General features: G+C 45.6%; 22 protein-coding genes. 5 read left to right on the forward strand and 17 right to left on the reverse strand.

The annotated features are described in order from the left end of the window. Window positions 1-125 precede the first annotated feature (125 nt). The 6 genes from QRD89_RS13215 to QRD89_RS13240 form a co-directional block, all read right to left on the reverse strand. Entirely contained in the window at window positions 126-1,241 is a 1,116-nt protein-coding gene (locus QRD89_RS13215) for a nicotinate phosphoribosyltransferase (protein ID WP_008635446.1), read from the reverse strand. A 106-nt stretch (window positions 1,242-1,347) separates the two neighbouring features. After that, entirely contained in the window at window positions 1,348-4,164 is a 2,817-nt protein-coding gene (locus QRD89_RS13220) for a DNA translocase FtsK (RefSeq protein WP_286095430.1), read from the reverse strand. A 148-nt stretch (window positions 4,165-4,312) separates the two neighbouring features. Beyond that, window positions 4,313-4,918 carry a YtpR family tRNA-binding protein gene (gene ytpR, locus QRD89_RS13225; RefSeq protein WP_008635448.1) on the reverse strand — a complete coding sequence of 202 codons (606 nt, stop codon included), beginning with the start codon at window positions 4,916-4,918 and terminating at the stop codon, window positions 4,313-4,315. A gap of 1 nt (window position 4,919) precedes the next feature. Continuing rightward, window positions 4,920-5,735: a DUF1444 domain-containing protein gene (locus QRD89_RS13230; RefSeq protein WP_286095431.1), complete on the reverse strand. Its 816-nt coding sequence runs from the start codon at window positions 5,733-5,735 to the stop codon at window positions 4,920-4,922. A 212-nt stretch (window positions 5,736-5,947) separates the two neighbouring features. Beyond that, a complete protein-coding gene (locus QRD89_RS13235; RefSeq protein ID WP_008635452.1) occupies window positions 5,948-6,265 on the reverse strand; it encodes a thioredoxin family protein in 318 nt (105 codons plus the stop codon). A gap of 34 nt (window positions 6,266-6,299) precedes the next feature. Beyond that, the gene (locus QRD89_RS13240) at window positions 6,300-7,328 is read right to left on the reverse strand and encodes a PTS sugar transporter subunit IIC (protein ID WP_026577086.1); all 1,029 of its coding nucleotides are present in this window, start codon (window positions 7,326-7,328) and stop codon (window positions 6,300-6,302) included. Window positions 7,329-7,525: 197 nt separating this feature from the next. Here QRD89_RS13240 and QRD89_RS13245 point away from each other — a divergent pair, with 197 nt between their 5' ends. Next, on the forward strand, window positions 7,526-7,966 hold the full coding sequence (locus QRD89_RS13245) for a YtoQ family protein (RefSeq protein ID WP_026577085.1): 441 nt from the start codon (window positions 7,526-7,528) through the stop codon (window positions 7,964-7,966). Between the two features lie 35 nt (window positions 7,967-8,001). On the opposite strand, the gene QRD89_RS13250 is transcribed toward QRD89_RS13245, so the two are convergent. Both QRD89_RS13250 and QRD89_RS13255 read right to left on the reverse strand, forming a co-directional pair. Beyond that, complete coding sequence (locus QRD89_RS13250; RefSeq protein WP_008635459.1) at window positions 8,002-8,514, reverse strand: DUF84 family protein; 513 nt, start codon at window positions 8,512-8,514, stop codon at window positions 8,002-8,004. Between the two features lie 120 nt (window positions 8,515-8,634). Beyond that, the gene (locus tag QRD89_RS13255; protein WP_062514051.1) at window positions 8,635-9,702 is read right to left on the reverse strand and encodes a M42 family metallopeptidase; all 1,068 of its coding nucleotides are present in this window, start codon (window positions 9,700-9,702) and stop codon (window positions 8,635-8,637) included. Window positions 9,703-9,854: 152 nt separating this feature from the next. Here QRD89_RS13255 and QRD89_RS13260 point away from each other — a divergent pair, with 152 nt between their 5' ends. After that, window positions 9,855-10,172 (forward strand): PepSY domain-containing protein, encoded by a 318-nt coding sequence (locus tag QRD89_RS13260; protein WP_008635462.1) that lies wholly within the window; start codon window positions 9,855-9,857, stop codon window positions 10,170-10,172. A 41-nt stretch (window positions 10,173-10,213) separates the two neighbouring features. On the opposite strand, the gene QRD89_RS13265 is transcribed toward QRD89_RS13260, so the two are convergent. After that, complete coding sequence (locus tag QRD89_RS13265) at window positions 10,214-11,074, reverse strand: YtnP family quorum-quenching lactonase (RefSeq protein ID WP_286095432.1); 861 nt, start codon at window positions 11,072-11,074, stop codon at window positions 10,214-10,216. A 67-nt stretch (window positions 11,075-11,141) separates the two neighbouring features. Then, window positions 11,142-11,786 (reverse strand): tRNA (guanosine(46)-N7)-methyltransferase TrmB, encoded by a 645-nt coding sequence (gene trmB, locus QRD89_RS13270; protein ID WP_008635467.1) that lies wholly within the window; start codon window positions 11,784-11,786, stop codon window positions 11,142-11,144. A 264-nt stretch (window positions 11,787-12,050) separates the two neighbouring features. Here trmB and QRD89_RS13275 point away from each other — a divergent pair, with 264 nt between their 5' ends. After that, on the forward strand, window positions 12,051-12,221 hold the full coding sequence (locus tag QRD89_RS13275) for a hypothetical protein (protein WP_008635471.1): 171 nt from the start codon (window positions 12,051-12,053) through the stop codon (window positions 12,219-12,221). Window positions 12,222-12,304: 83 nt separating this feature from the next. On the opposite strand, the gene QRD89_RS13280 is transcribed toward QRD89_RS13275, so the two are convergent. Next, the gene (locus tag QRD89_RS13280; RefSeq protein ID WP_008635479.1) at window positions 12,305-13,117 is read right to left on the reverse strand and encodes a phosphotransferase family protein; all 813 of its coding nucleotides are present in this window, start codon (window positions 13,115-13,117) and stop codon (window positions 12,305-12,307) included. 154 nt (window positions 13,118-13,271) lie between these two features. After that, window positions 13,272-14,195: a diacylglycerol/lipid kinase family protein gene (locus tag QRD89_RS13285; protein WP_026577079.1), complete on the reverse strand. Its 924-nt coding sequence runs from the start codon at window positions 14,193-14,195 to the stop codon at window positions 13,272-13,274. A gap of 86 nt (window positions 14,196-14,281) precedes the next feature. Between QRD89_RS13285 and QRD89_RS13290 the strand changes: the two genes are divergently transcribed. Beyond that, window positions 14,282-15,286 (forward strand): EAL domain-containing protein, encoded by a 1,005-nt coding sequence (locus QRD89_RS13290; RefSeq protein ID WP_286095433.1) that lies wholly within the window; start codon window positions 14,282-14,284, stop codon window positions 15,284-15,286. Here QRD89_RS13290 and QRD89_RS13295 read toward each other — a convergent pair. The 4 genes from QRD89_RS13295 to QRD89_RS13310 are packed head-to-tail and all read right to left on the reverse strand — an operon-like array spanning window position 15,273 to window position 19,161. Next, window positions 15,273-16,181 carry a nuclease-related domain-containing protein gene (locus QRD89_RS13295; RefSeq protein ID WP_286095434.1) on the reverse strand — a complete coding sequence of 303 codons (909 nt, stop codon included), beginning with the start codon at window positions 16,179-16,181 and terminating at the stop codon, window positions 15,273-15,275. The genes QRD89_RS13290 and QRD89_RS13295 overlap by 14 nt on opposite strands. Window positions 16,182-16,183: 2 nt before the next feature. Beyond that, a complete protein-coding gene (gene thpR, locus QRD89_RS13300; RefSeq protein WP_286095435.1) occupies window positions 16,184-16,744 on the reverse strand; it encodes an RNA 2',3'-cyclic phosphodiesterase in 561 nt (186 codons plus the stop codon). Window positions 16,745-16,762: 18 nt separating this feature from the next. Then, on the reverse strand, window positions 16,763-18,142 hold the full coding sequence (pepV, locus tag QRD89_RS13305; RefSeq protein ID WP_008635489.1) for a dipeptidase PepV: 1,380 nt from the start codon (window positions 18,140-18,142) through the stop codon (window positions 16,763-16,765). Window positions 18,143-18,144: 2 nt separating this feature from the next. Further along, a complete protein-coding gene (locus QRD89_RS13310; protein WP_008635491.1) occupies window positions 18,145-19,161 on the reverse strand; it encodes an ion channel in 1,017 nt (338 codons plus the stop codon). A 161-nt stretch (window positions 19,162-19,322) separates the two neighbouring features. Between QRD89_RS13310 and QRD89_RS13315 the strand changes: the two genes are divergently transcribed. Next, complete coding sequence (locus QRD89_RS13315) at window positions 19,323-19,541, forward strand: DeoR family transcriptional regulator (protein ID WP_008635493.1); 219 nt, start codon at window positions 19,323-19,325, stop codon at window positions 19,539-19,541. A 64-nt stretch (window positions 19,542-19,605) separates the two neighbouring features. On the opposite strand, the gene QRD89_RS13320 is transcribed toward QRD89_RS13315, so the two are convergent. After that, on the reverse strand, window positions 19,606-20,328 hold the full coding sequence (locus QRD89_RS13320) for a pseudouridine synthase (RefSeq protein WP_008635495.1): 723 nt from the start codon (window positions 20,326-20,328) through the stop codon (window positions 19,606-19,608). Between the last annotated feature and the right edge of the window lie 3 nt (window positions 20,329-20,331).

Genomic DNA, 20,331 nt, shown 5'->3' on the forward strand with positions numbered 1-20,331 from the left:
TTCGCTTCCAGTTACATCTGTTAATCTTTGCGCTTTCTTATCTTACCACGTTCCGAAGCGAAGAAAAAGTGGGGAAGACAAAATCAAAAGGCACAAACGTTGAACGTTCGTGCCCACCCATATCCTCACTGGTCATCCCCAATAAATTCCACGCGTTCCAACCTGGAATTCGGCTTATATCTGCGTCCTTCTTTCGCCTCAGGTTTGCCGTTTATGATGACATTATCACCAGTGAAACCAATATTGATTTTAAGAAGGCTCCCGCCTACACCGTACATATCGACTGGAACTTCCTGCTCTTCGAATGCTTTGATCCGCTCCTTCGTAAACCCGCCGCTTACGACGATTTTCACATGACGATATCCCTCCTGGTCAAGAGCTCGTCTTAGTGCAAAAATCAATTCGGGATTCACTCCCCTGGGATCAAAGGTACCCATAAGGTGCTGGTTTCTCAAGAAGTATTTATCCACAAGATTCCTGGATGTATCGAGGCGCACCCCTTTCAATTCTTCTCCGAATTCCCGCGCTACTTTCAAGGAGTCTGAAATGACGTCATTATTATAATCGACAAGCGCCATCAGCTGATCGTCAGGAAACTGTTCGTGGTAAGCTTTCGTAGCCGCAACGACATCCCCCTGAAACATCTGAATCAATGCATGAGGCATCGTCCCCATGCCCTCTTTCCCCCACCATTCGTTCATGGCATGGGTTGCTTGAGCTGTCGATCCGCCGATAAAAGCAGAATAACCGTCACCAGATTGCTGGGTGAAATGATCATCCCTGTCTCCCATGAAGATGATCGGCTTCTGCTTCCCTGATGTACGGGCTGCTTTTACGACATTGTACACGTTCGTCGCAACAGATGTACGCCTGGCAAGAATCCCATCAATCATCCCTTCCAGAAAGCCGAAATATTGATAAGGACCTGTAACCGTCAACACCGTTTCATAAGGTACGATCTTATCCCCGTCCTTCAAAGAGTGGATCTCCAGTTCCTCTGGATGATCGGCAAACGTATGGATAAGAGCAATCACTTCATCCGTCCCGCATAAGACGGCATGGTCTTTCTGGAAAAACTGCATCGTCACCTGGTTTTCCGGAAGATGATTTTCTACAATATCCCTGGTCTTCAGGAAATAGACGGCTGAAAACCATCCCTCTCCGGCTCGTTCATCAAACTTGAATGTCTTGTTCGTCAGTCGGCTGATCTCGCCATTCAACTTGCGTGAAATTTCTTTCATGACTTTACTCCTTAAACATTAGGTCGTTTGTATCTTGAAAAATACATTCTTAGACCATCATATATAATTGAGAAGTAATACACAAGCCTTTCCTTCCAAGCTGGTATCACTCCATCATTTCGTCGATCTGCTGCCTCGTCAATAAAATGTCTCTCGGCTTGCTTCCTTTTTGTTCAGAAATAATCCCGTATGTTTCCATTTGATCAATCAGTCTGGCAGCACGGTTATACCCGACTTTAAATCGTCGCTGGATGAGTGAAGCGCTCGCACCGTTCTGTTCGACAACAAAGGAAACAGCTTCATCAAACAGCTCATCCGTGTCCTCTTCCGATGCCACCTGCTGGATCAGTTCATCCTGATGGAACAAATACTGCGGTGGAGCCACCTTTTTGACGTAGGCAGTCACGCGTTCAATTTCGTCATCGGAAACGAAAGCCCCCTGTATTCGCAATGGCTGGCCCGAACCGTTTTCAACGAACAGCATATCTCCCTTACCCAGCAGTTTTTCCGCTCCGGAAGAGTCGATGATTGTTCTGGAATCGACTTGAGATGAAACACTGAAAGCAATTCTTGTCGGTATATTTGCTTTGATTAATCCTGTAATAACATCCACAGAAGGACGCTGCGTGGCAAGAAGCAGATGAATTCCACATGCCCTTGCCTTTTGGGCGATTCTGCAGATCGCATCCTCGACATCCTGCGGGGACATCATCATGAGGTCGGCAAGCTCATCGATGACAATGACCAGATACGGCATCTTCTCTGATTTACGCCCTTGCTTCATGATTTTATCATTATAGCGTTCCACATCCCGAACGCCTTCCTTCACGAATTTCTCATATCGCTCTTCCATCTCTTTCACTGCCCATTTCAAAGCAGTTGTTGCTGCCTTCACATCCGTGATCACAGGGGAGACAAGGTGCGGAAGATCATTGTATGGTGCGAGCTCCACCATCTTTGGATCAATCAGCATGAACTTAACATCCTCATGGTGGGCTTTATATAATAAACTGATCAAAATCGTGTTGATACATACACTCTTTCCTGAACCAGTCGCTCCCGCAATGAGTCCGTGTGGCATTTTCTTCAAATTGGTCACGATGGAATCACCGCCGATATCGAGACCGAGACCAACCGCAAGCGGTGATGGATCTTCCTGGAAAGCTTCTGATTCAAAAATTTCCTGGAGTCCCACCATCTGAGAGCGTTTATTAGGTACTTCGATTCCAACCGCCTGTTTCCCCGGAATAGGGGCTTCGATACGAATATCTTTCGCTGCCATGCTTAATTTAATGTCATCAGCGAGGTTGGTTATTTTGCTTACTTTCACACCCGGCTCCGGCTGCACTTCAAATCTGGTAACCGTCGGGCCTTTCATTGCATTGACGACGTTTGCGCGTACATGGAAATGACGCAGCGTCGTTTCCAAAAGCTCCATCTGTTCTTTAATCCAGCTGTCATCATCTGAAGTAGGACGGACCGGATCCTCCAGCAGATGAAGAGGAGTAACGTATTCTTCTCTTACATGTCCGGGTTTATCATCCGTTTCCTGTGGAAGAGAATCTTGTTTCATTTCTCGATTCGATTCCACTTTCCGTTCCTCTTCCTTCAATTCTACTTTCTTGTTCTGAGGCGGTACCGGCTGATGATCCCGGGTCCTTTTGTCTCTAGGAGTCATTAATACGTTGAATGGCACACGCCGCTTCGGCTTCTCCTCGACAGGCTTTTCATCGGACACTTCCACGGCTTCATGATCTTCAGGCTTGTCCTCAGAAAAGTTTTCATCCTCTTCCGTCATGGAAGGAATGGTGGACTCAGGCGTTTCTGCTATTGAGTTATCCTCTGTTTCCACTCGATCTACAAGCTCTTCTTCTGTAATCATTTCCTCTTCCCGTATCCGTGATGAATCGCCCTCATAAACCTCTTCTTCATCATGACTGACAGGTAGGTCTGCTTCTGACACGGAGTCCTGATAAGAAGGGGCGGGGTCCTCCAACGGCTGTTCCACATCTTCATCTGCACCTTCTTCCGTCTCAGGCACTTCCTCTTCATCCAACATCAGCAGACCCGTGAAAGGTTCCTCCGGTTCCCTGTCTATAAGTGGTTCGGATTCGTGCGCTTCCAACGGATCGTTTTCCTTCGAGTCTACCTCTTCTGAGCGTGCTGGAGTCTCTACTTGTGACGGCTCATCGGAAGCCTCATCGAACCCCTGTACTGCTTTCTGAAACGATTCCATATCGTCCCCACGTGCCGCTTCTTCTTGAGGAGTCTCGAGTTCCAAGGAGGCTGCTTCTTCTACGTTACTTTTTTCTTTTATCTCTTCATCCGCAAGCTCTTCCACGGTAGGGAGCTGGTTTTCTGATTCTGTCACCGGTCTCTGAGGCTCCGGTTCATCCATCCGAATCCTCATACGTTTTCTTAACTCCTGCCATTGCTTCTCGTCATAGGAGTTAGTATAGAACCCTTTCTGCTGCTCTTCTTCTACTGCATACTCCAGTGTTTCCAAGCCCTTCGTCATTTGTCTGGCCTGGTACCCATAGATCGGCGACGGCACATCTGTAGGAGTAAACGGTACCGATGTTGTTTCCGGCAGTTCCTGTTCTTCCTCCTGTTTTCGCTGCTTTCTTCGCACAGGTTCTTCCTGTTTCTTCTGTTCCCCAAAAGGACGCTGCCTTCTGACAGGACGGTTCTCTAATGGTTTTTCTTCCTCCTCCACCGATGCGGAGGGATGTTTTGGACGATCCGGAATGACAGGAAAACGAAACTCCCCCTGTTTTGGATAACGATACGTCATCTTCGTCCTTGCATTGACTTCCTGGCGTTCATTCGTAAATCGTTCGTCTTTATTATGTAACGGCTTCTTCTCTTCTGCCTCATCATTTTCAAACCATTTTTTCATTTTGCTTTTAATGTCTTTCCACATTACGTTCCCTCTCTTTTCAAAAGCATGATTATCCCTATTTTAACAGGTTTACAGCATGTATTGCTTTACATTCCCTTTAAAAATGACTTTTGAATCAAAAAAAGCAAAGCAGCTAGGCTACTTTGCTTAAATTCGACATGTGCTTCCATTAAACTTCAAAAGTCTGACCGACTTCGTAATGGTCCTCCAGCACTAGAATGCCTTTTTCTTTCGGAGCGTCCGGCAGATCCAGCTCTTTGGCGGAACAAATCATACCGGAAGAAGGAACTCCTCTCAACTTAGCGTCTTTAATCTTCATTCCGCTTGGCATCGTCGCTCCTACTTTAGCAACGACCACTTTTTGACCCTCTGCTACGTTTGGGGCACCACAGACAATTTGAAGCGTCTCTTCTCCTACATCCACTTGGCAGACGCTTAACTTGTCCGCATTCTCATGGGGTGCCTTCTCTTTCACAAATCCGACAACGAATTTCGGGGATAGATCGAAATTGAGGACGTCGTTCAATTGGTTTTTCGTGAAAAGATCTTTAATCGGGGCAAGCATCTCTTCGGTAAGTCTGATCTTTCCCTGACCTTCAAGGTTGAAGTATTCCGAAGCGTTGAATATATTGTAGCCTAAAAGCGATCCGTCCCTTTTGTCCGTGATCTTCACCACATCTCCAAATGCTTCCTGTTTGATTTCTTCGCGATCTCCCTCTTTAACAGGGATGATCAGAACATCTCCGATTCCTTGACGATTGTAAAATACGTGCATATTAATCTTCCTTTCGGTCTCGTTTCGGTTTCTTCTGCGCCAGGATGAAAATCGGCTCCAGTTCTTTATCCTCATATAAGAAGGACAGGGAAGTGACAGGAACCGTTCCTTCCGCAAAGAATTTCATAGCCATCTGAGCTAATATATCATAACCCTCGGGGTTTTGGACATCCGCAAAAATAATGACGTCCTGATGCGGGATGCTGATAGCAAGCTCTCCCTTACATTCGGCTTTCAGTTTTTCGAGTAGTGCTTCATTGAGAATTCGGCTGGCATCGTAGCCGTCACGTGCGGAATGGAAGTAAAAATCATTGCCATAGACGGTATCCTTCTTCATCTCCACCGGCAGGGAGCGAACATTAAATCCCGCCACTTCCTTGATCCGATCGAGAGACCATCCTTCTTCTTGCAGCATGTCTTCATCAATCAGTTTATAGGACTTACCCAAATCCAGTGCATAATAGATTCTTGTCTCCGCTGTGTGTTCCGCATATACAAGCTGCTTTCCCTTGTCCTCTGTAGGGAAGGAAGCCGCTCGGATGACTGGATAGATCTGCTTCTCTTTCCCGGAGAGCGTATGTTCTTCATTCATGACCCGGAGGGCTTCCTGAACATTATCTTCCAACTCGTCAAGAGCTTCCTCTCCGCGCTGCTGGAATTTAGCAATGACGTTCGGGAGAGTGATGGTAATGCCCTTACCGGTTTCTGCCCATTCTACACGAAACGTATCTTTATCCCTGTTAAAGACCGTCTTCCATTCTGCATGATTTAAGCGTTCTTCCAATTTTTTCTTCAATTTAATACTTGTCATCTTCATAATATTTCCTCCTTCTACACTGGAAGAAATCGACGTTTCTTCGAATTTCACTGCCTCTTATTATACACACAAAAAAGCATTAATAAAAAGGAAACGGTAAAGTGATCCATCACAAAACGTTTCGCCTTATGCTGTCTATTTTTCACCGTGCCCCTCAACAAGTAAAAACGGACGTGTTTCTGTAAAACACGTCCGTTTGTTTGTCCTATGAATTATCTGCTTACTTGTATGAGAAAGTCCTCAATCTCTTCTTGAGATTTACGATCTTTGCTGACGAACCTTCCTACTTCTTCCCCATCACGGAAAGCAAGGAAACTCGGAATTCCGAAGACATCGTTTTCGGCGCAGACGTGGATGAATTGATCACGGTCTACGTAAACGAAGGTCCAATCAGCATATTTTTCTTCCAATTCCGGAAGAAACGGTTCAATTACCCGACAGTCCGGACACCAGTCTGCAGAAAACAGCAGGATAACCGGTTTCTCTTCTATCAAATCTTTCAATTGTTGATCAGATTCTAATGTAATCATTGTGGAACACCTCCGATGCTATTTTAGCACACGTTCACTCATAATCAATCGTCATGTCTCCCGGCTTGATCCACCCTTTCCTCCGGAAGGCGATGGCAATAATATAGCTGATCAAAGCCGGACCGATCAGGTGAAGGAAGAGGATCATGCCAAAAACACTCCAGGAGAATCCCATCGTTTCGAATGTCATGATTTGACCTACAAAGCCGCTTGTTCCCATTCCAGCCCCTGCTGCATTATTTTCCATTGTAAGCCATACGGTTGCCACAGGTGCCAGCACAGCACCAGCGATCGTTGGAGGAAGAAGGATCAGCGGATGTTTTACAATGTTCGCTACTTGAAGCATCGACGTTCCGATTCCCTGAGCAAGCGCTCCTCCTATGCCGTTATCTCGATAACTGATGGTCGCGAACCCGATCATCTGGGCAGCGCAGCCCACGGTCGCCGCTCCGGCTGCTACGCCATCGAGTGACAGCATAAGGGCAATGGCAAGGCTGGAAATCGGAGCCGTCAATGCCAGGCCCATCAAGACAGCGACAACGATTCCCATCCACAACGGCTGCTGCTGCGTTGCCCAATTGATGACTTCTCCTAGCCCCGTCATAAAACCACCGATCGGAGCTCCGATCCAAGAGCCGACCATAAATCCGATAACGATCGTGATGAACGGCGTGAGAATAATATCAATTTTCGTTTCTTTGCTTACTAGTTTACCAAATTCTGTGGCAGCGAGAGCAGCGATATAGCTCCCCGCCGGACCGCCGGCCTCCGCCCCGGCCGCTCCGCTGAACAAAGCTGCAAAAATGACTAAAGGAGGTGCTTTTAATCCATAAGCAATCGCCGCTCCGATTGCACCTCCCCATATCTTCGTATCCATCGCAAGCGTACCCATTTCTATAAACGACTGCGAAAGGGGACCAAGACTTGTTTGTTCACCAAGCGTCTTGATAATTAATCCGATGATCAAGGATGAAAACAACCCAAGCGCCATATAGCTGAGGGCGGTTATCAAATATGATTGAACCGATATATGTACTCCTTTTCTTGTTAGAAAATCTTTCACTGCCATCCCTCCCGTATGATTCCGCCCTTTATCATACAATTTTTATTTACATGTGTAAATACACCAGTATGAAGTATTTTGTACCACATCCTAGTATGAGCTTACGGCAGGGAGTTATTCCACGAAGCTGCCATACTGGACAGAATACGTTTTCTTTCGCATACTGGTTAGAAAGGTATAAAATGGGAGGAGATAAAATGGAGTTAACCGTTTACTTAGCGGGACAGATTCATGACGACTGGCGCCTTCAATTGAAAAAGAAAGCAGAGGAAAAAGGGCTGCCGATTCACTTCGTAGGACCACAGGAAAACCACGATCGTTCTGATGATATCGGAGAAGCCATACTCGGAAAGCAGCCGGACAAACTGTACCGGGATGACGCAGCTTCCAGCGTGAACAACTTCCGCACACAGGTTCTCTTGAACAAATCAGACGCCGTCATTGCATTATTCGGTGAATCGTACAAACAATGGAATACGGCTATGGATGCAAGTGCAGCGATCCATCTGCAGAAACCACTGATCCTTATTCGCCCTGAGTCGTTAATACACCCATTGAAGGAACTCTCGAATAAAGCAGATGTGACGGTCGAAACCATGGAAGAGGCTTTAGAAGTTCTCGCCTACGTGTACGAATAAAAAAAGCGCGGAGCCATTCGGCATCCGCGCTTTTTTTATTTGTTCATCTGTCTGTCGTATTCCCACTGCCCCTTCAAAAGTTTCACTACGTGGGTGAACATTTCGGCACGATCGATGATCCCATTTGTAAAAATGCCGACAGCCCCTTCATTTTTTCGGACCTCGTGCTTATCTGCATATACATCCATCAGTTCGCCCAGTTCTTTTCCTCTTTCCAGGCCGGCTTTAATTTCTTCCGGAAGCATGATTCTGGCACCGCTCGCGGTGTATACATTCTCTTTCTCATCTACGAGCGCTCCCCAATTACAAAGATAGAGATCATCCTCGATTTCCATCACGCCGCCTTCAAGGCCGATGCCGAGGTCTGCTTTATTCTGGGAGGCACATTCTCGGGCACGATTAATGGCACCTTCCAATGTCTCTTCATCAGAAAAAGGCTGAGCAGCCACTTTAGACTCTACGTCGATTCCCACGATTTCCATCTCCGGAAATATGCGTTTAACCGATTCTACTTTCGTTGGATTCTTTGATCCTACATATATTTTCACGTTAGATACACCTTTCATTTTCTCTGATTAGCTTATTCTTTACGTTTCATACTTTTTTGCTATCCTATTCTAGCACAAAGTCACGCAGGCTGAAATCAGCACGCGTGACTTTAAAGAAACTCAGCCATTTTGTTTTATTTGGTCCAGCGTATTCTGATCTGTAGAGCGTACGAGCTTCACAATCAACTCTTTTGCTGCTGCGTAATCATCCACGTGAATGATGGACGAGGAAGTATGAATGTATCGGGAGCATATTCCGACGACAGCAGAAGGGACTCCATTATTAGACATGTGGACCCTGCCGGCATCCGTTCCACCTTGGGAAATAAAGTATTGATACGGAATATCGTTCGTTTCCGCTGTATCCAAAATGAAATCTCGCATACCTTTATGAGTAATCATTGTCCGGTCGAAAATACGGAGAAGCGCCCCTTTACCAAGTTGACCGAATTCCTTCTTATCTCCACTCATATCGTTTGCAGGAGAAGCATCCAGCGCATAGAAAATATCCGGATTGATCATATTGGCAGCAACTTGAGCTCCCCTCAGACCGACTTCTTCCTGGACCGTAGCGCCAGAGTATAATTTGTTTGGAAGCTTTTCCCCCTGCAGTTCTTTTAACAGCTCAATGGACAAACCACATCCGTACCGGTTATCCCATGCTTTCGCCATGATCTTCTTCTCATTAGCCATAGGAGTAAAAGGACAGATCGGTACAATCGGCTGGCCCGGTTTGATGCCGATTTTCTCCGCGTCTTCCCTGTCATCCGCACCGATGTCGATCATCATATTTTTTACTTCCATCGGCCGCTTCCTTTGTTCCGGTGTGAGATTGTGAGGAGGAATGGAGCCGATAACTCCGACTACCGGTCCCTTGTCGGTAATGATTTGGACACGCTGTGCCAGCATTACCTGGTTCCACCAACCTCCGAGCGGCTGGAACCGAAGCATCCCGTTACCCGTGATTTGAGTTACCATGAATCCTACTTCATCCATATGACCTGCAACCATTACGGTCGGGCCTTCGCCTTCTTTGACACCAAAAACGCCGCCCAAGTTGTCCTGAACGATAGAATCTGAATATTTACCCAGCTCCTCCTTCATAAATGAACGTACAAGATGTTCGTTCCCCGGTGCACCAGGGAGCTCTGTCAATGTCTTAAAAAGAGTGCGTGTTTCTTGATTCATATGTACCTCTCCTTTTTATCCTTCTGCTCTTATTTTACCGGAATTTTGAAACCGTTTCTACAAATCCGCCACAGGAGCATAGTTTTGTTTTACTTTTATCGGGAATATTTAGTATACTGGGTAGCAGAAATCAGTTATGAGGTGATTAACAAATGAACTGGAAAAAAGTTGCAATAGCTGCCGGTGTAGGAGCATTGGCTGGCTACGTAATCAAAGAACAAGTAAGCAATAGTCAAGGTGTCACACCAGAGAAAGCTTTGAAAATCGCCAAGGAAGCATTTAAGAAACAGGGACCTATCAGTGGTTCATGGGTGTACATGCAGCCGGAAGAACTGAACAAAAACGGCATCCACTATGATGTGTACCGTGGAGGTATCGCAAAGAACAAAGACGGCGAAACATCGCAGTTTGAGTTCTACATCGATACGGAAACCGGTACGATCGTAGATGTCGCAGAAACTACTGCTTAATCCAGTGAAGACCTTCGGCCGTCAGGCGGAAGGTCTTTTTTCTACTTTTGGTATTCATGCCTGCTCTTCTTCTCTAATTCCTCGGTTACTTTCCCTTCTTCGTCGAAACGCAGTGCACGATAAATGGCATCATGATAAAAGATATACCACGCTTGTTTCCCATATCCATACTTCATCCACTTCTCTTTCTCATGAACAGAGGTCACCGGGTAATCGTCATAGGCGAGCGCCCACAACACGTTTTGGTGTGCATGCGTCGGCATAAGGTCTGCCATATGCAGAAAACATACTTCCCCCTCTTCATAAAGGAGGATGGAGTGTCCGTCACTATGCCCACTCGTATGGATGAACCGGAGACCCGGAACGATTTCCAGCTCCTTCTCAAATGTATGTACCAAATGCTGGACTGGTTCCCAATTCGCTTCCCAATACGTATTTTTGGAGCGCATGTTCGGATTCCGCATTTCCTCCCATTCCACTTCACTCGTATAAATAACCGCATTCGGGAACGTGGGGACTAGTTCTTCTTTCTCCCAAGAGGTAAGCCCACAGGCATGATCAAAGTGCAGGTGTGTCATCAGAACTACGTCTATGTCACCGCAAGTGAGGCCCATTTCCTCTAATGAGCTCCGGATGTTTGATTCCTGAAATACACCATAATTTCGTTTTTGTTTATCCGTAAGCTTTCCCTTACCGATACCGGAATCAATCAACATCCGCTTACCGTCGATTTCCAACAAAATCGGGTCGGTCCTCAATTCAATCTGATTGTTTTCGTTCACGGGATACTTGCGACTCCACAAAGGCTTCGGTACTACACCAAACATTGCGCCGCCGTCCATATGGGTGACGCCGCCGTCGAGCCACGTCAATTTAGCACGGCCGATTTCCATCGTTTCCATCCAACACCCCTCCAACTATAAAGATAGCTCTAGTCTATCATATAGACCAGAGCTATTGTAAACGGTATCAACCGAGGAATCTAGCCGTGCATCTGTAAATAGGCTGTCCTTTGGCTGCAAACTTCTCTTCATATTCTGTTGTCACATTGAGAGGATCTTCATCGGCGTGAAGATCGACGGATACATCTTCCAAAGTCATCCCGAATTCGGAAAAGCTGATCAAGGAATATTCAAACAGCCCTCTATTATCCGTTTTCAACGTCAAACGGCCTTCCTCAACCAACACTTCTTTGTATTGTTCAAGAAACGTATGGAACGTCAGACGACGCTTTTCATGCTTATTCTTCGGCCAAGGGTCAGAGAAGTTCAAATAAATATGATCCACTTCCCCTTTATCGAAAAGTTCCCGCAAATCCTTTGCATTTTCATTAACCATTCGTACATTCGTCGTTTCGGCAGCCAGCACTTTCTTCACTGCACCTACGATGACACTTTTAACGAACTCCAAACCTACGAAGTTTACTTCCGGATGCTGTTTCCCCATTCCGGCAATAAACTGGCCTTTCCCTGATCCTATTTCTAAATGGAGCGGTTGTTCAGGGTTCTGAAACAACTCTTTCCATTTTCCTTTGTTATCAAATGGGTGTTGAACTACAACTTCATCATGTTCTCTGAGAAAGTCGTCCGCCCACGGTTTATTTCTTAAACGCATGTATGGTATTCCTCCTTCTTATCGTTAGTATGGTACCACGAAGAGTGCAAAATTTAAAACTTTTTTATGATTTGCAAGCGAAGACGTGAAAACACGAACATGAGGGAAGAAATAGCAAGAGAAGGGTGCTATTTCCCCTACATGCAGGACCACGTACAGATAGTGCTGTTTATGAAGGATTGGCATGCTTTCATTGTAAACGCTTTCTGATTTATGCTTAATATCGTGTGAGACACTAATAAGCAGGAAGGATGATCAATTCACATGCTTGTAAAAGCGATGGAACTGGCGGTTTTAGCCGCATTCTCTGTACTGTTTGCAGGATACGCACTATTCATTTACCCATTGGAGAAACTAAAAGAAGTTACCAGCTCAGAAGTAAAAGCGAAAAAGCTTAAATATACACCACAAACGACTGAAAAAACCGTTGCCTGAGGCAACGGTTTTTCTTTGTCTGGTATGGATATAAAGAATAAAATCAGCTTGCAAAGACAGGACGTTGTCTCAACAAGCTGTATTCATAGAATTTCATGTTTTTTCATAATCCTTTTCAGTTTATCCAACCGAACCATCGCTTCATCGTATTCCCCGCGCATCTGGTGCCATTGAATAAAGGACAGAGACTGAGATACGGAGTACCATTTCATTCGCTGGTACATATGATCATCCAGTTCTGTACCATAATGCTTCAACCACATGTCCCACTGATCTTCCGGAATGTAGTTGTACAACAGCATGCCAAGATCGAGAGCAGGGTCGGCGACCATAGCGTTGTCCCAATCAATTAAATAAAGACGATCATCCGAAGACAGCAACCAATTGTTATGATTCGTATCACAATGGCATACCACATGCTTATGATATTCCACTTCTTGGACATGTTTGTCTAGGAACCTGATGGCGTGATGAATTTCAATTCTCGGATCGACCTGATCCAACACCTTTTGGTTTTCTTTAAGATCCTTCAAAATTTCTGCAGGGGTCAATGGATGCTTCCCGAGCCTCATCAACATATCCAACATTTCTGAAGAATGATGGATTTTGCTTAGCAATGCGGCAACTCGAGGATGCTTCATTTCTTCCGTCTTCAATTCCCTGCCTTCCAGCCACTCTTGAGCTGTTATGACATCGCCATTCTCCAACCGTTTGGTCCAAACAAGCTTGGGCACAATTCCTTCAGCAGACAACACGGCCAGGAAAGGAGAAGAATTACGTTTCAGAAACAACCGCTTCCCTTCTGTCTGAGCATAATAAGCTTCACCCGTTGAGCCGCCGGCTGGTGTTACGGTCCAATTACTACCAAGTATATGTTCCAACCAATTCACCTTCAATTCCTCAAATCCTCTTGTGATTGAATCACGTCATTGTTTCTGAATCTATTATATCGTACTTTAGTAACGATCCAAAATTAATTTTCATCCGTTTTTGAGCGTGTACCTTAGAATAGATTAACCCATAATTCTGTCTAGTTTCAAGGAATATCTTTTAATCGCCTGCAATCATCGATTTTGATGGCGCTTTCTCAATTGTACAGGTGTACGTTTCACCAGCCTGGCCATCCACTTGAAAAGGCACAGCAGCCCGGGAAGTTATTTTTACTCGTTTAGCCTTGATCAGGTGGACCTCCTTGATTCTTGCATGCCACCCTGTAAAAACGCTGAAAAAGAGCACAGCCAATTTCCTTTTTGATATGGGATCGAGGATCAGCAGCTCAAACTCTCCTTTAGTTAAATCTGCGTGCGGCGCTATCTTCATCCCCCCTCCAAAATATGGATGATTGGCAATCGTCAGCATCATGATCTCCCGCCCCGGGTAAAAGACGCCGTCGATATCCAGGTCTACCGTAATCGGTGCTGAATTTCTAATCGATGCAAGTAAAGCTGCAGGATAGGTCAGAGAGGAAAACAATCTTCGGTTTCCTTTATTGCGTGATTTTGTGACCCTTCCTGCAATCCTACCGTCAAGTCCGAACCCGATACTATTAAGAAACAAGCGGGTGCCATTTCTTTTTCTCCCATGAAGGTCATAACACCCCAAACGGAGCTGGTGAATTCTGGGACGACGGATCATATTACGGAACAAAGGCAGACCACGCTCCCTTAAGCCCAGCCCTCTTGCAAAATCATTCCCTGTCCCCGCAGGCAGGAAGCAGATCGGAATAGAGGGATAACTGCGCGCTCCATTTACGACCTCATGTAACGTACCATCTCCACCCAGCACGATGATGGATGATAACGTATCTTGATAGATTTCCGTTACCTGTCTCGCTATACGTTCTGCATGTCCTTCCTCTTGTGTGAAGAAGGCACGGCAATTTTCAGCTTTGTAGGAATGGTCCCTCTGGATCCTCCTATACATCTTGGCCGCTTTCCCTTTCCCGGCAACCGGATTCACGATAATGATATTCATAGGACATTTCTCCTGATTTTTAAGTCGTATAATTATGCAGCTGATTACTATTCTATTATAATATTAATTAGAAAGGAGGAGTTCCAATGGCTAAAGATTGCACGTACTGTGGTACAACAGTCACCATTCCTGACAACGGCGCCTTAATCATTCGAGCCCATTCGGAATTGTCCCGTCGCGGTATACCCGCTGATGAGGGAGTACATATTATTCCCTACCAAAACAGAGAAAACCTGCAAGACATCCTTGCAGACCTCCTGTCCAAGGGGGTGAAGGAGGAAGAATGGATCCATCTGTCTTCTGGTGCCATGGCTCAAACATTCCCGATCACGATCGAGCACCTCTTTGCGAGGCTTTGTCAACCGGAGCTTGAAAGCTTGATTCATCAAGGTGATTTTGAGGCACACCTCCAGCCGATCCTCAATATGAAGGACAGCAGCATTTTTGGATATGAGGCTCTGCTTAGGACGAAAGGAAGGCAAGTAAATCCCGGTGAACTCTTTGATTACGCTGCACGTTCAGGACTTCAGTCTATGCTGGATCAAAAAGCCCGGCGCGCTGCTGTTCAAGCCAAGGCAGAGCATTTACAGCGGGGGCAGCACATCTTCATCAATTTCCTTCCATCTACTATTTATGTACCGGAATTTTGTTTAAAGCATACTTTTCAAATAGTGGAGGAATTTTCTATCGATCCGGCAGACCTTGTTTTTGAAGTAGTGGAAACAGAAAAAATTACGGATGTTCGGCACCTGAAAGGTATTTTGGATACGTACAAATCATCCGGTATGCGTGTAGCTCTCGATGATGTGGGGGCAGGATACAGCACAATAGAAATGCTTTCTCTACTACAACCGGACATCGTGAAAATCGATCGTTCCTACATTAATGGATGTGCCGGGGATCCAATCAAACAACAGTTTTTATTTGAAGTACTGCAGCGTGCGGACAAGCTTGGAATTGACGTGCTTGCGGAAGGAATCGAAACCGTAGAGGAGTGGAACTGGCTGCAGAGCCAGGGAGTCGGGTACGGTCAAGGATTTTACATTGATAAACCGCGCCCCGTTCCGTCAAAAGAACTCATTCTTCCCTAGACTCTTCTTCGTCTACATCCCATTCCGGCCGTTTCACGGAAGATGTGCGGCAATGGTACAGCAGTGCTTCTGCAGCCTTTAGCTGGTCGTGCTTGAATGGTGACGTTGTATTTCTTTTGTCTTCCAGCCACTGTGCGTAGCGTTCTCTACCTATGTAATCTGTTTGGAATGGTTCTTTCACGCCGGAGAACGTCCATTGCGGTGCAAGCACCACTTTTCGAAAAGGAAGATGGATATTATATTTCTTCCAAACACTTTTCACATAGGTTTCCGACCGTCTTAATGACAAAAGCGGGTTCATGATTTTGCGCTGCTTTCCATTCTCTTCGACATACCAAGCTTTTTCAGCACTCGGGTAAACCGTTTCACCCGGAATGGCGGAAAGGTCATAAATCAATTCGACCCCGTGTGGTCCGATCAACAAAGGCTCGATTTCCATCTGAGCCTTTTTGATCGTTACAATCGGTCTGTACATAAGGAGATATGTATCCGGGAGCCGCTGCAAGTAAAACTTCAGCCGCTCATCCTCCCGGTACTCTGGCGCAAGAAAGGATCTCTCCACCAGGGTTTTGGAAGCCCAAGTCAATTGGAGAGAGAATAAACCATCCAAAAACTGCTGCTTCCTTTCTGCCATACTGACGGGACTTTCTTCCACTTCCGGTCTATGGTCTGGTTTTTCTTCTTCTTTTCTCATCCATCGTCTCCAGAAAGGTGAACGCAGTGGTTCCGTGTCTTCCAGAGATGCTGCCTCTATCCCTGTGTCTTTTGCATGCAGAAATTCGTGTCTTGCTTTTTCCCACTGCTCTTTCTTTAATTGGATATATTTCGTCGGGTATTGAAAGATGTTTCGCTGGTATCTTGAAATGTAGTCCTGTAATTTAATCAACTGTGCCATAGTTACTCCTTTATCCGTAATGGAATAGCGGCAATACATTCGTATTTCGGCTTCTGTTCCGGATGGATCTTATACACATTTACTCGTTCCACCATCATTTCTAAACGTTCTTGCAAAATGCCCGGTTCTGCTCCCTCTTCCAGCAGCGGTGATTTTCCTTCTGCCTGTTTCTTAGCAAGGGTGATATGCGGATAATACTTGCGGTTTTCATTGGGAAATCCCTGGCTCTTTCCACATTCCTCCACGAGTGATTTCATCTCTTCTAAAGAGGCTGGCAAGGATACTTCTGCATGAAATACCCGCGGCTTTACAGGATTACCGAAAAAACCTGCAGGACCGATTTGAAGAGGAAAAGGAGCCGGCCAATGTCGATGAAGCAAGTCAGAAAGCAAGGATTCTATTCTTTCATCGGAGCATCCTCCAAGAAACTTTAATGTAATATGGAAATCTTCCACCTCCGTCCAGACTTTATACTCCATGTGCTGCTTTACCTCTTCCTGCATGGATACAAGCTCCTGACGTATAGGTTCACTTACGGGAATTCCGATAAAGTAATGGTTCACCGCTCCTCCTCCATTCTCTTATTTCGTTAGCTCATACAGGCTTGCTGCGTATATTTCCATTGCCCTTACCATATCAGCAATTCGGACATGTTCATCTTTCTGATGGGCAGTATCCGGGCTGTCATGAAACATAGCACCAAACGCGACTGCTGACTCCATCGTACGTGCATAAGTAGCTCCGCCAATTGATTGCACAGACGCTTCTTCACCGGTCACCCGGTTATAAACGGAAAGCAGTGTCGTAACAAAGGGGTGATCCTTCTCCAGGTGAATAGCGGGAAGATGATCATAAATACGCAATTTCCCTTCGTGTCTCCGAGCAGCTTCTTCCAATTTCCCGACGATTTGCTCATAATTTCCTGTCACCGGGTACCTGAGATTGAATCCAACTTGACATGCTTGACTTTCCCATTGAATAGACCCCAGATTACTGGTCAAGGCACCGGAAGCTTCATCCGACTGGGACACTCCCAGTCCTTCTCCATTTGTTGCATGGAATGTGCTGTGCAGGTAGTCGATCAATTGACGTTGAATTTCCGGCAGCTCTTCCGTCTGCAGAAAAGCCAGGAGACGGATGATGGCATTATTCCCTGTTTCCGGTCTGCTGGCATGGGCAGCTTGTCCATAGAGGGTCAAATGTATTTCGTCCCCGCCCTGCTCTACTTTCCCCTCCAACGTTTGATCTTCCAAATAACGCTGGAACCGATCGGCCACCTCTTCCTCTGCCTTTACGCGCACAACTGCGTCCTCAGGTACCATATTTAATCGGTCGCCTCCTGTCAAGGAGACTATTTTTACAGCAGCACTTGATTCTCCTTCATGCACCGGGATTGTCAAATAAGCATCAAGCAGCCCTTTCTCTGCGTGAATGACAGGAAAAGATGCATCCGGAGTAAAACCTGTTCCGGGCATCTCTTCTTTCTTGAAATAGTGGGTAATACCCTGCCAATCCCTTTCTTCATCCGTACCGAGAATGAGCCGTATCCGCTTATTTGGTTCAAAGCCTTTATCCTTAAGCATCTTCATGGCGATATAGGCGGCCATGACGGGACCTTTGTCATCCTGGGCTCCCCTGGCGTACAGATTTCCGTCTTTCACTACAGGGTTGAACGGTTCTGTGGACCAGCCTTCTCCGGCAGGAACGACATCCAGATGACCTAATATTCCTATTAACTCTTCCCCTTGCCCGAACTCTATATGACCTGCCTGGCCATCTACTTGTTTTGTCGCAAAACCATCCTGCTCTGCAATTTCCAGCATTTTCTGAAGTGCATCGTTGATCGGTTTTCCATACGGATATTCTTCACTCTCTTCATAGACACTCGGAATAGCCAACAGTTGTTTGGCCTTTTCAATAAACTCCTGCTCGTACGTTTCGCTCCATAATTTGAAATCCATACTTATTCCCCTTTTGTAATGATGTGATTATATGTTTTTTTGTCGCAGACTACATAGAGTTCAGCATCTTCCGGCAGTTCCTGCTCCAGCTTACGGTTAATTGCCAGGTCGTTTCTATCTGCAATCAGGGTTGCCCCTTCATTAAGCAAAGCTTCAAATGCATCGCGGTACTTTTTCCAATTGGAACGGACAGGCACATGAAACAAATCTTCGCCTACAGACCTTCGGAGCAATTGTCCATATATACCCGTCACCCCTTTGCGAAAAGCTGAACGTACAGCGAGAGAAGAAATCATTTCGTTTGACACGATGAACTCATCGACGTCCGCGTGTTTGAAATTAGGGATGTGTTTTTCATCCATCACTTCCACAATGGTATGGACGTGGGTGGATATCGATTCGATGGAAGAAGCGATCAGGAGCGTCTTCCCGTCTGCGGTTTGCTTGTCAGCCTGTTCATCAGCAAAGACAATGACGGCTTTGGCATAAGGAACATTAGCTTTCTGCAGTGTTGCAAGATCCGAAGCGTCCCCTTTTATGTAATGAATGTTCTCCGCGAGAACAGGTGCTGCGTTCAGTTGATCAATGAGGACGATCTCACATATTTCATCCGTATCCAGCATCTCTTTGACGGCATATTTTGCTTTTGAAGACCAACCGATAATGACGAAATGTCCCTTTTCTTTATACACAATATTCCCCTCCAAACGTTTTTTTCTGAAAACAGCAAGGCCGTCGATTATTTTTCCAATAACAATACCGATAAGTCCAATTCCGATCACATATAATAGGATAGCGATAAGTCTACCCGCGACAGTCACCGGATAAAAGTCACCGTAACCTACTGTCGTCACCGTTGTCATTACCCACCAGAAACCATCAAATAATGTCGGAAAGGTATCACTTTCCACAAGAACGATTAGAATGGTAGATAAGATAATGAGCAGGGCACTCGCACCAAACAATATGTAATTATTAATATGAACCATTTTCCTAAAGAACTTTCTTAACAGATACATCAAGCTTTCCTCCTATCTTAAATGTTCTGTAAATCCTTGTGAACGAAAGGTTAAGAAACGATTTATCGCTGGAACATTCGCATTTATTGTTGTAAAATGTAAACAAGTTCAGAGATTCACTAGCACCACAAGTTCCATAAAAACGAATAAGGAGTGGTTTTTTGAATCAACCATCATCCCGCATGCTCAACCGTATCAAGGCTGTCTACCTTTACATTAGAGACAGAGGTACAGTTACGACAAATGAGTTAGCAGATGAGTTCGGTATAACCGATCGTACGATGCAAAGAGACCTGAGCGTTTTGGAATACAACGGATTAGTTTCTAGTCCTCACCGTGGAAAGTGGACAATCACTGAAAAGAGAGTTAAAATATCCTGAACATAAAATGACTATATAGATGACACCCGGAAACTGGTTTCCGGGTGTTTTTTTGAATTACTTATTAATTTTGCTTCGTAATGTTCTGCAGATAATGGATCTCTTCCTCTGTCAGCTCCCGGTACTCACCGAGCTCCAGTTCTTCATCGAGAGCAAGTTCCCCCATGCGTATCCGCTTCAAATAAGTCACTTTCTTACCAACGGATTCGAACATCCTTTTCACTTGATGGAATTTCCCCTCCGTAATCGTCAGTTCGATTTCAGAAGTTGGACCGGCTGTGATAATGTTCAACTCGCCGGGTTTCGTATGGTATCCATCATCAAGTAGAACACCTTGGGCGAACTTACGGACATCCTCATCCGTCACTTCCCCTTCTATCACGGCGAAGTACGTTTTCCCTACGTCTTTCTTCGGTGAAGTAAGACGGTGGTTCAAATGCCCATCGTTAGTAATGAGCAAGAGGCCTTCCGTGTCTTTATCCAGGCGACCTACAGGAAACGGATCGAATACTTGATCCTCCGGCTGGAGAATATCGATCACAGTCATATCATGAGCATCTTCCGTAGCCGATATAAGGTCCCCCGGCTTGTTCATCATCAAATAGATGAATTCCCGGTATTCCACAGGCTCTCCCATGACCGTCACCTGGTCTATATCAGGATCGACGTGTGCTTTCGGGCTTTTCTCGGGCTCCCCGTTCACGCGTACATTCGATCCTTTCAAAAGCGCCTTGACCTCTTTTCTCGTTCCGTATCCCATGTTCGCCAGCAATTTATCAATTCTCACGTA

It is taken from the genome of Halobacillus sp. ACCC02827, from assembly GCF_030291935.1.
Taxonomy (GTDB): domain Bacteria; phylum Bacillota; class Bacilli; order Bacillales; family Halobacillaceae; genus Halobacillus.

Excerpts from the sequence above, each read along its gene's own strand:
- QRD89_RS13285 (WP_026577079.1), bottom strand. The coding sequence starts at position 14,195 with ATGAATATCATTATCGTGAATCCGGTTGCCGGGAAAGGGAAAGCGGCC.
- QRD89_RS13235 (WP_008635452.1), bottom strand. The coding sequence starts at position 6,265 with ATGATTACATTAGAATCTGATCAACAATTGAAAGATTTGATAGAAGAG.
- QRD89_RS13290 (WP_286095433.1), top strand. The coding sequence starts at position 14,282 with ATGGCTAAAGATTGCACGTACTGTGGTACAACAGTCACCATTCCTGAC.
- pepV (WP_008635489.1), bottom strand. The coding sequence starts at position 18,142 with ATGGATTTCAAATTATGGAGCGAAACGTACGAGCAGGAGTTTATTGAA.
- trmB (WP_008635467.1), bottom strand. The coding sequence starts at position 11,786 with ATGCGTTTAAGAAATAAACCGTGGGCGGACGACTTTCTCAGAGAACAT.
- ytpR (WP_008635448.1), bottom strand. The coding sequence starts at position 4,918 with ATGCACGTATTTTACAATCGTCAAGGAATCGGAGATGTTCTGATCATC.
- QRD89_RS13215 (WP_008635446.1), bottom strand. The coding sequence starts at position 1,241 with ATGAAAGAAATTTCACGCAAGTTGAATGGCGAGATCAGCCGACTGACG.
- QRD89_RS13275 (WP_008635471.1), top strand. The coding sequence starts at position 12,051 with ATGCTTGTAAAAGCGATGGAACTGGCGGTTTTAGCCGCATTCTCTGTA.
- QRD89_RS13265 (WP_286095432.1), bottom strand. The coding sequence starts at position 11,074 with ATGGAAACGATGGAAATCGGCCGTGCTAAATTGACGTGGCTCGACGGC.
- QRD89_RS13310 (WP_008635491.1), bottom strand. The coding sequence starts at position 19,161 with ATGTATCTGTTAAGAAAGTTCTTTAGGAAAATGGTTCATATTAATAAT.
- QRD89_RS13260 (WP_008635462.1), top strand. The coding sequence starts at position 9,855 with ATGAACTGGAAAAAAGTTGCAATAGCTGCCGGTGTAGGAGCATTGGCT.
- QRD89_RS13255 (WP_062514051.1), bottom strand. The coding sequence starts at position 9,702 with ATGAATCAAGAAACACGCACTCTTTTTAAGACATTGACAGAGCTCCCT.
- QRD89_RS13230 (WP_286095431.1), bottom strand. The coding sequence starts at position 5,735 with ATGAAGATGACAAGTATTAAATTGAAGAAAAAATTGGAAGAACGCTTA.
- QRD89_RS13245 (WP_026577085.1), top strand. The coding sequence starts at position 7,526 with ATGGAGTTAACCGTTTACTTAGCGGGACAGATTCATGACGACTGGCGC.
- QRD89_RS13220 (WP_286095430.1), bottom strand. The coding sequence starts at position 4,164 with ATGTGGAAAGACATTAAAAGCAAAATGAAAAAATGGTTTGAAAATGAT.
- QRD89_RS13295 (WP_286095434.1), bottom strand. The coding sequence starts at position 16,181 with ATGGCACAGTTGATTAAATTACAGGACTACATTTCAAGATACCAGCGA.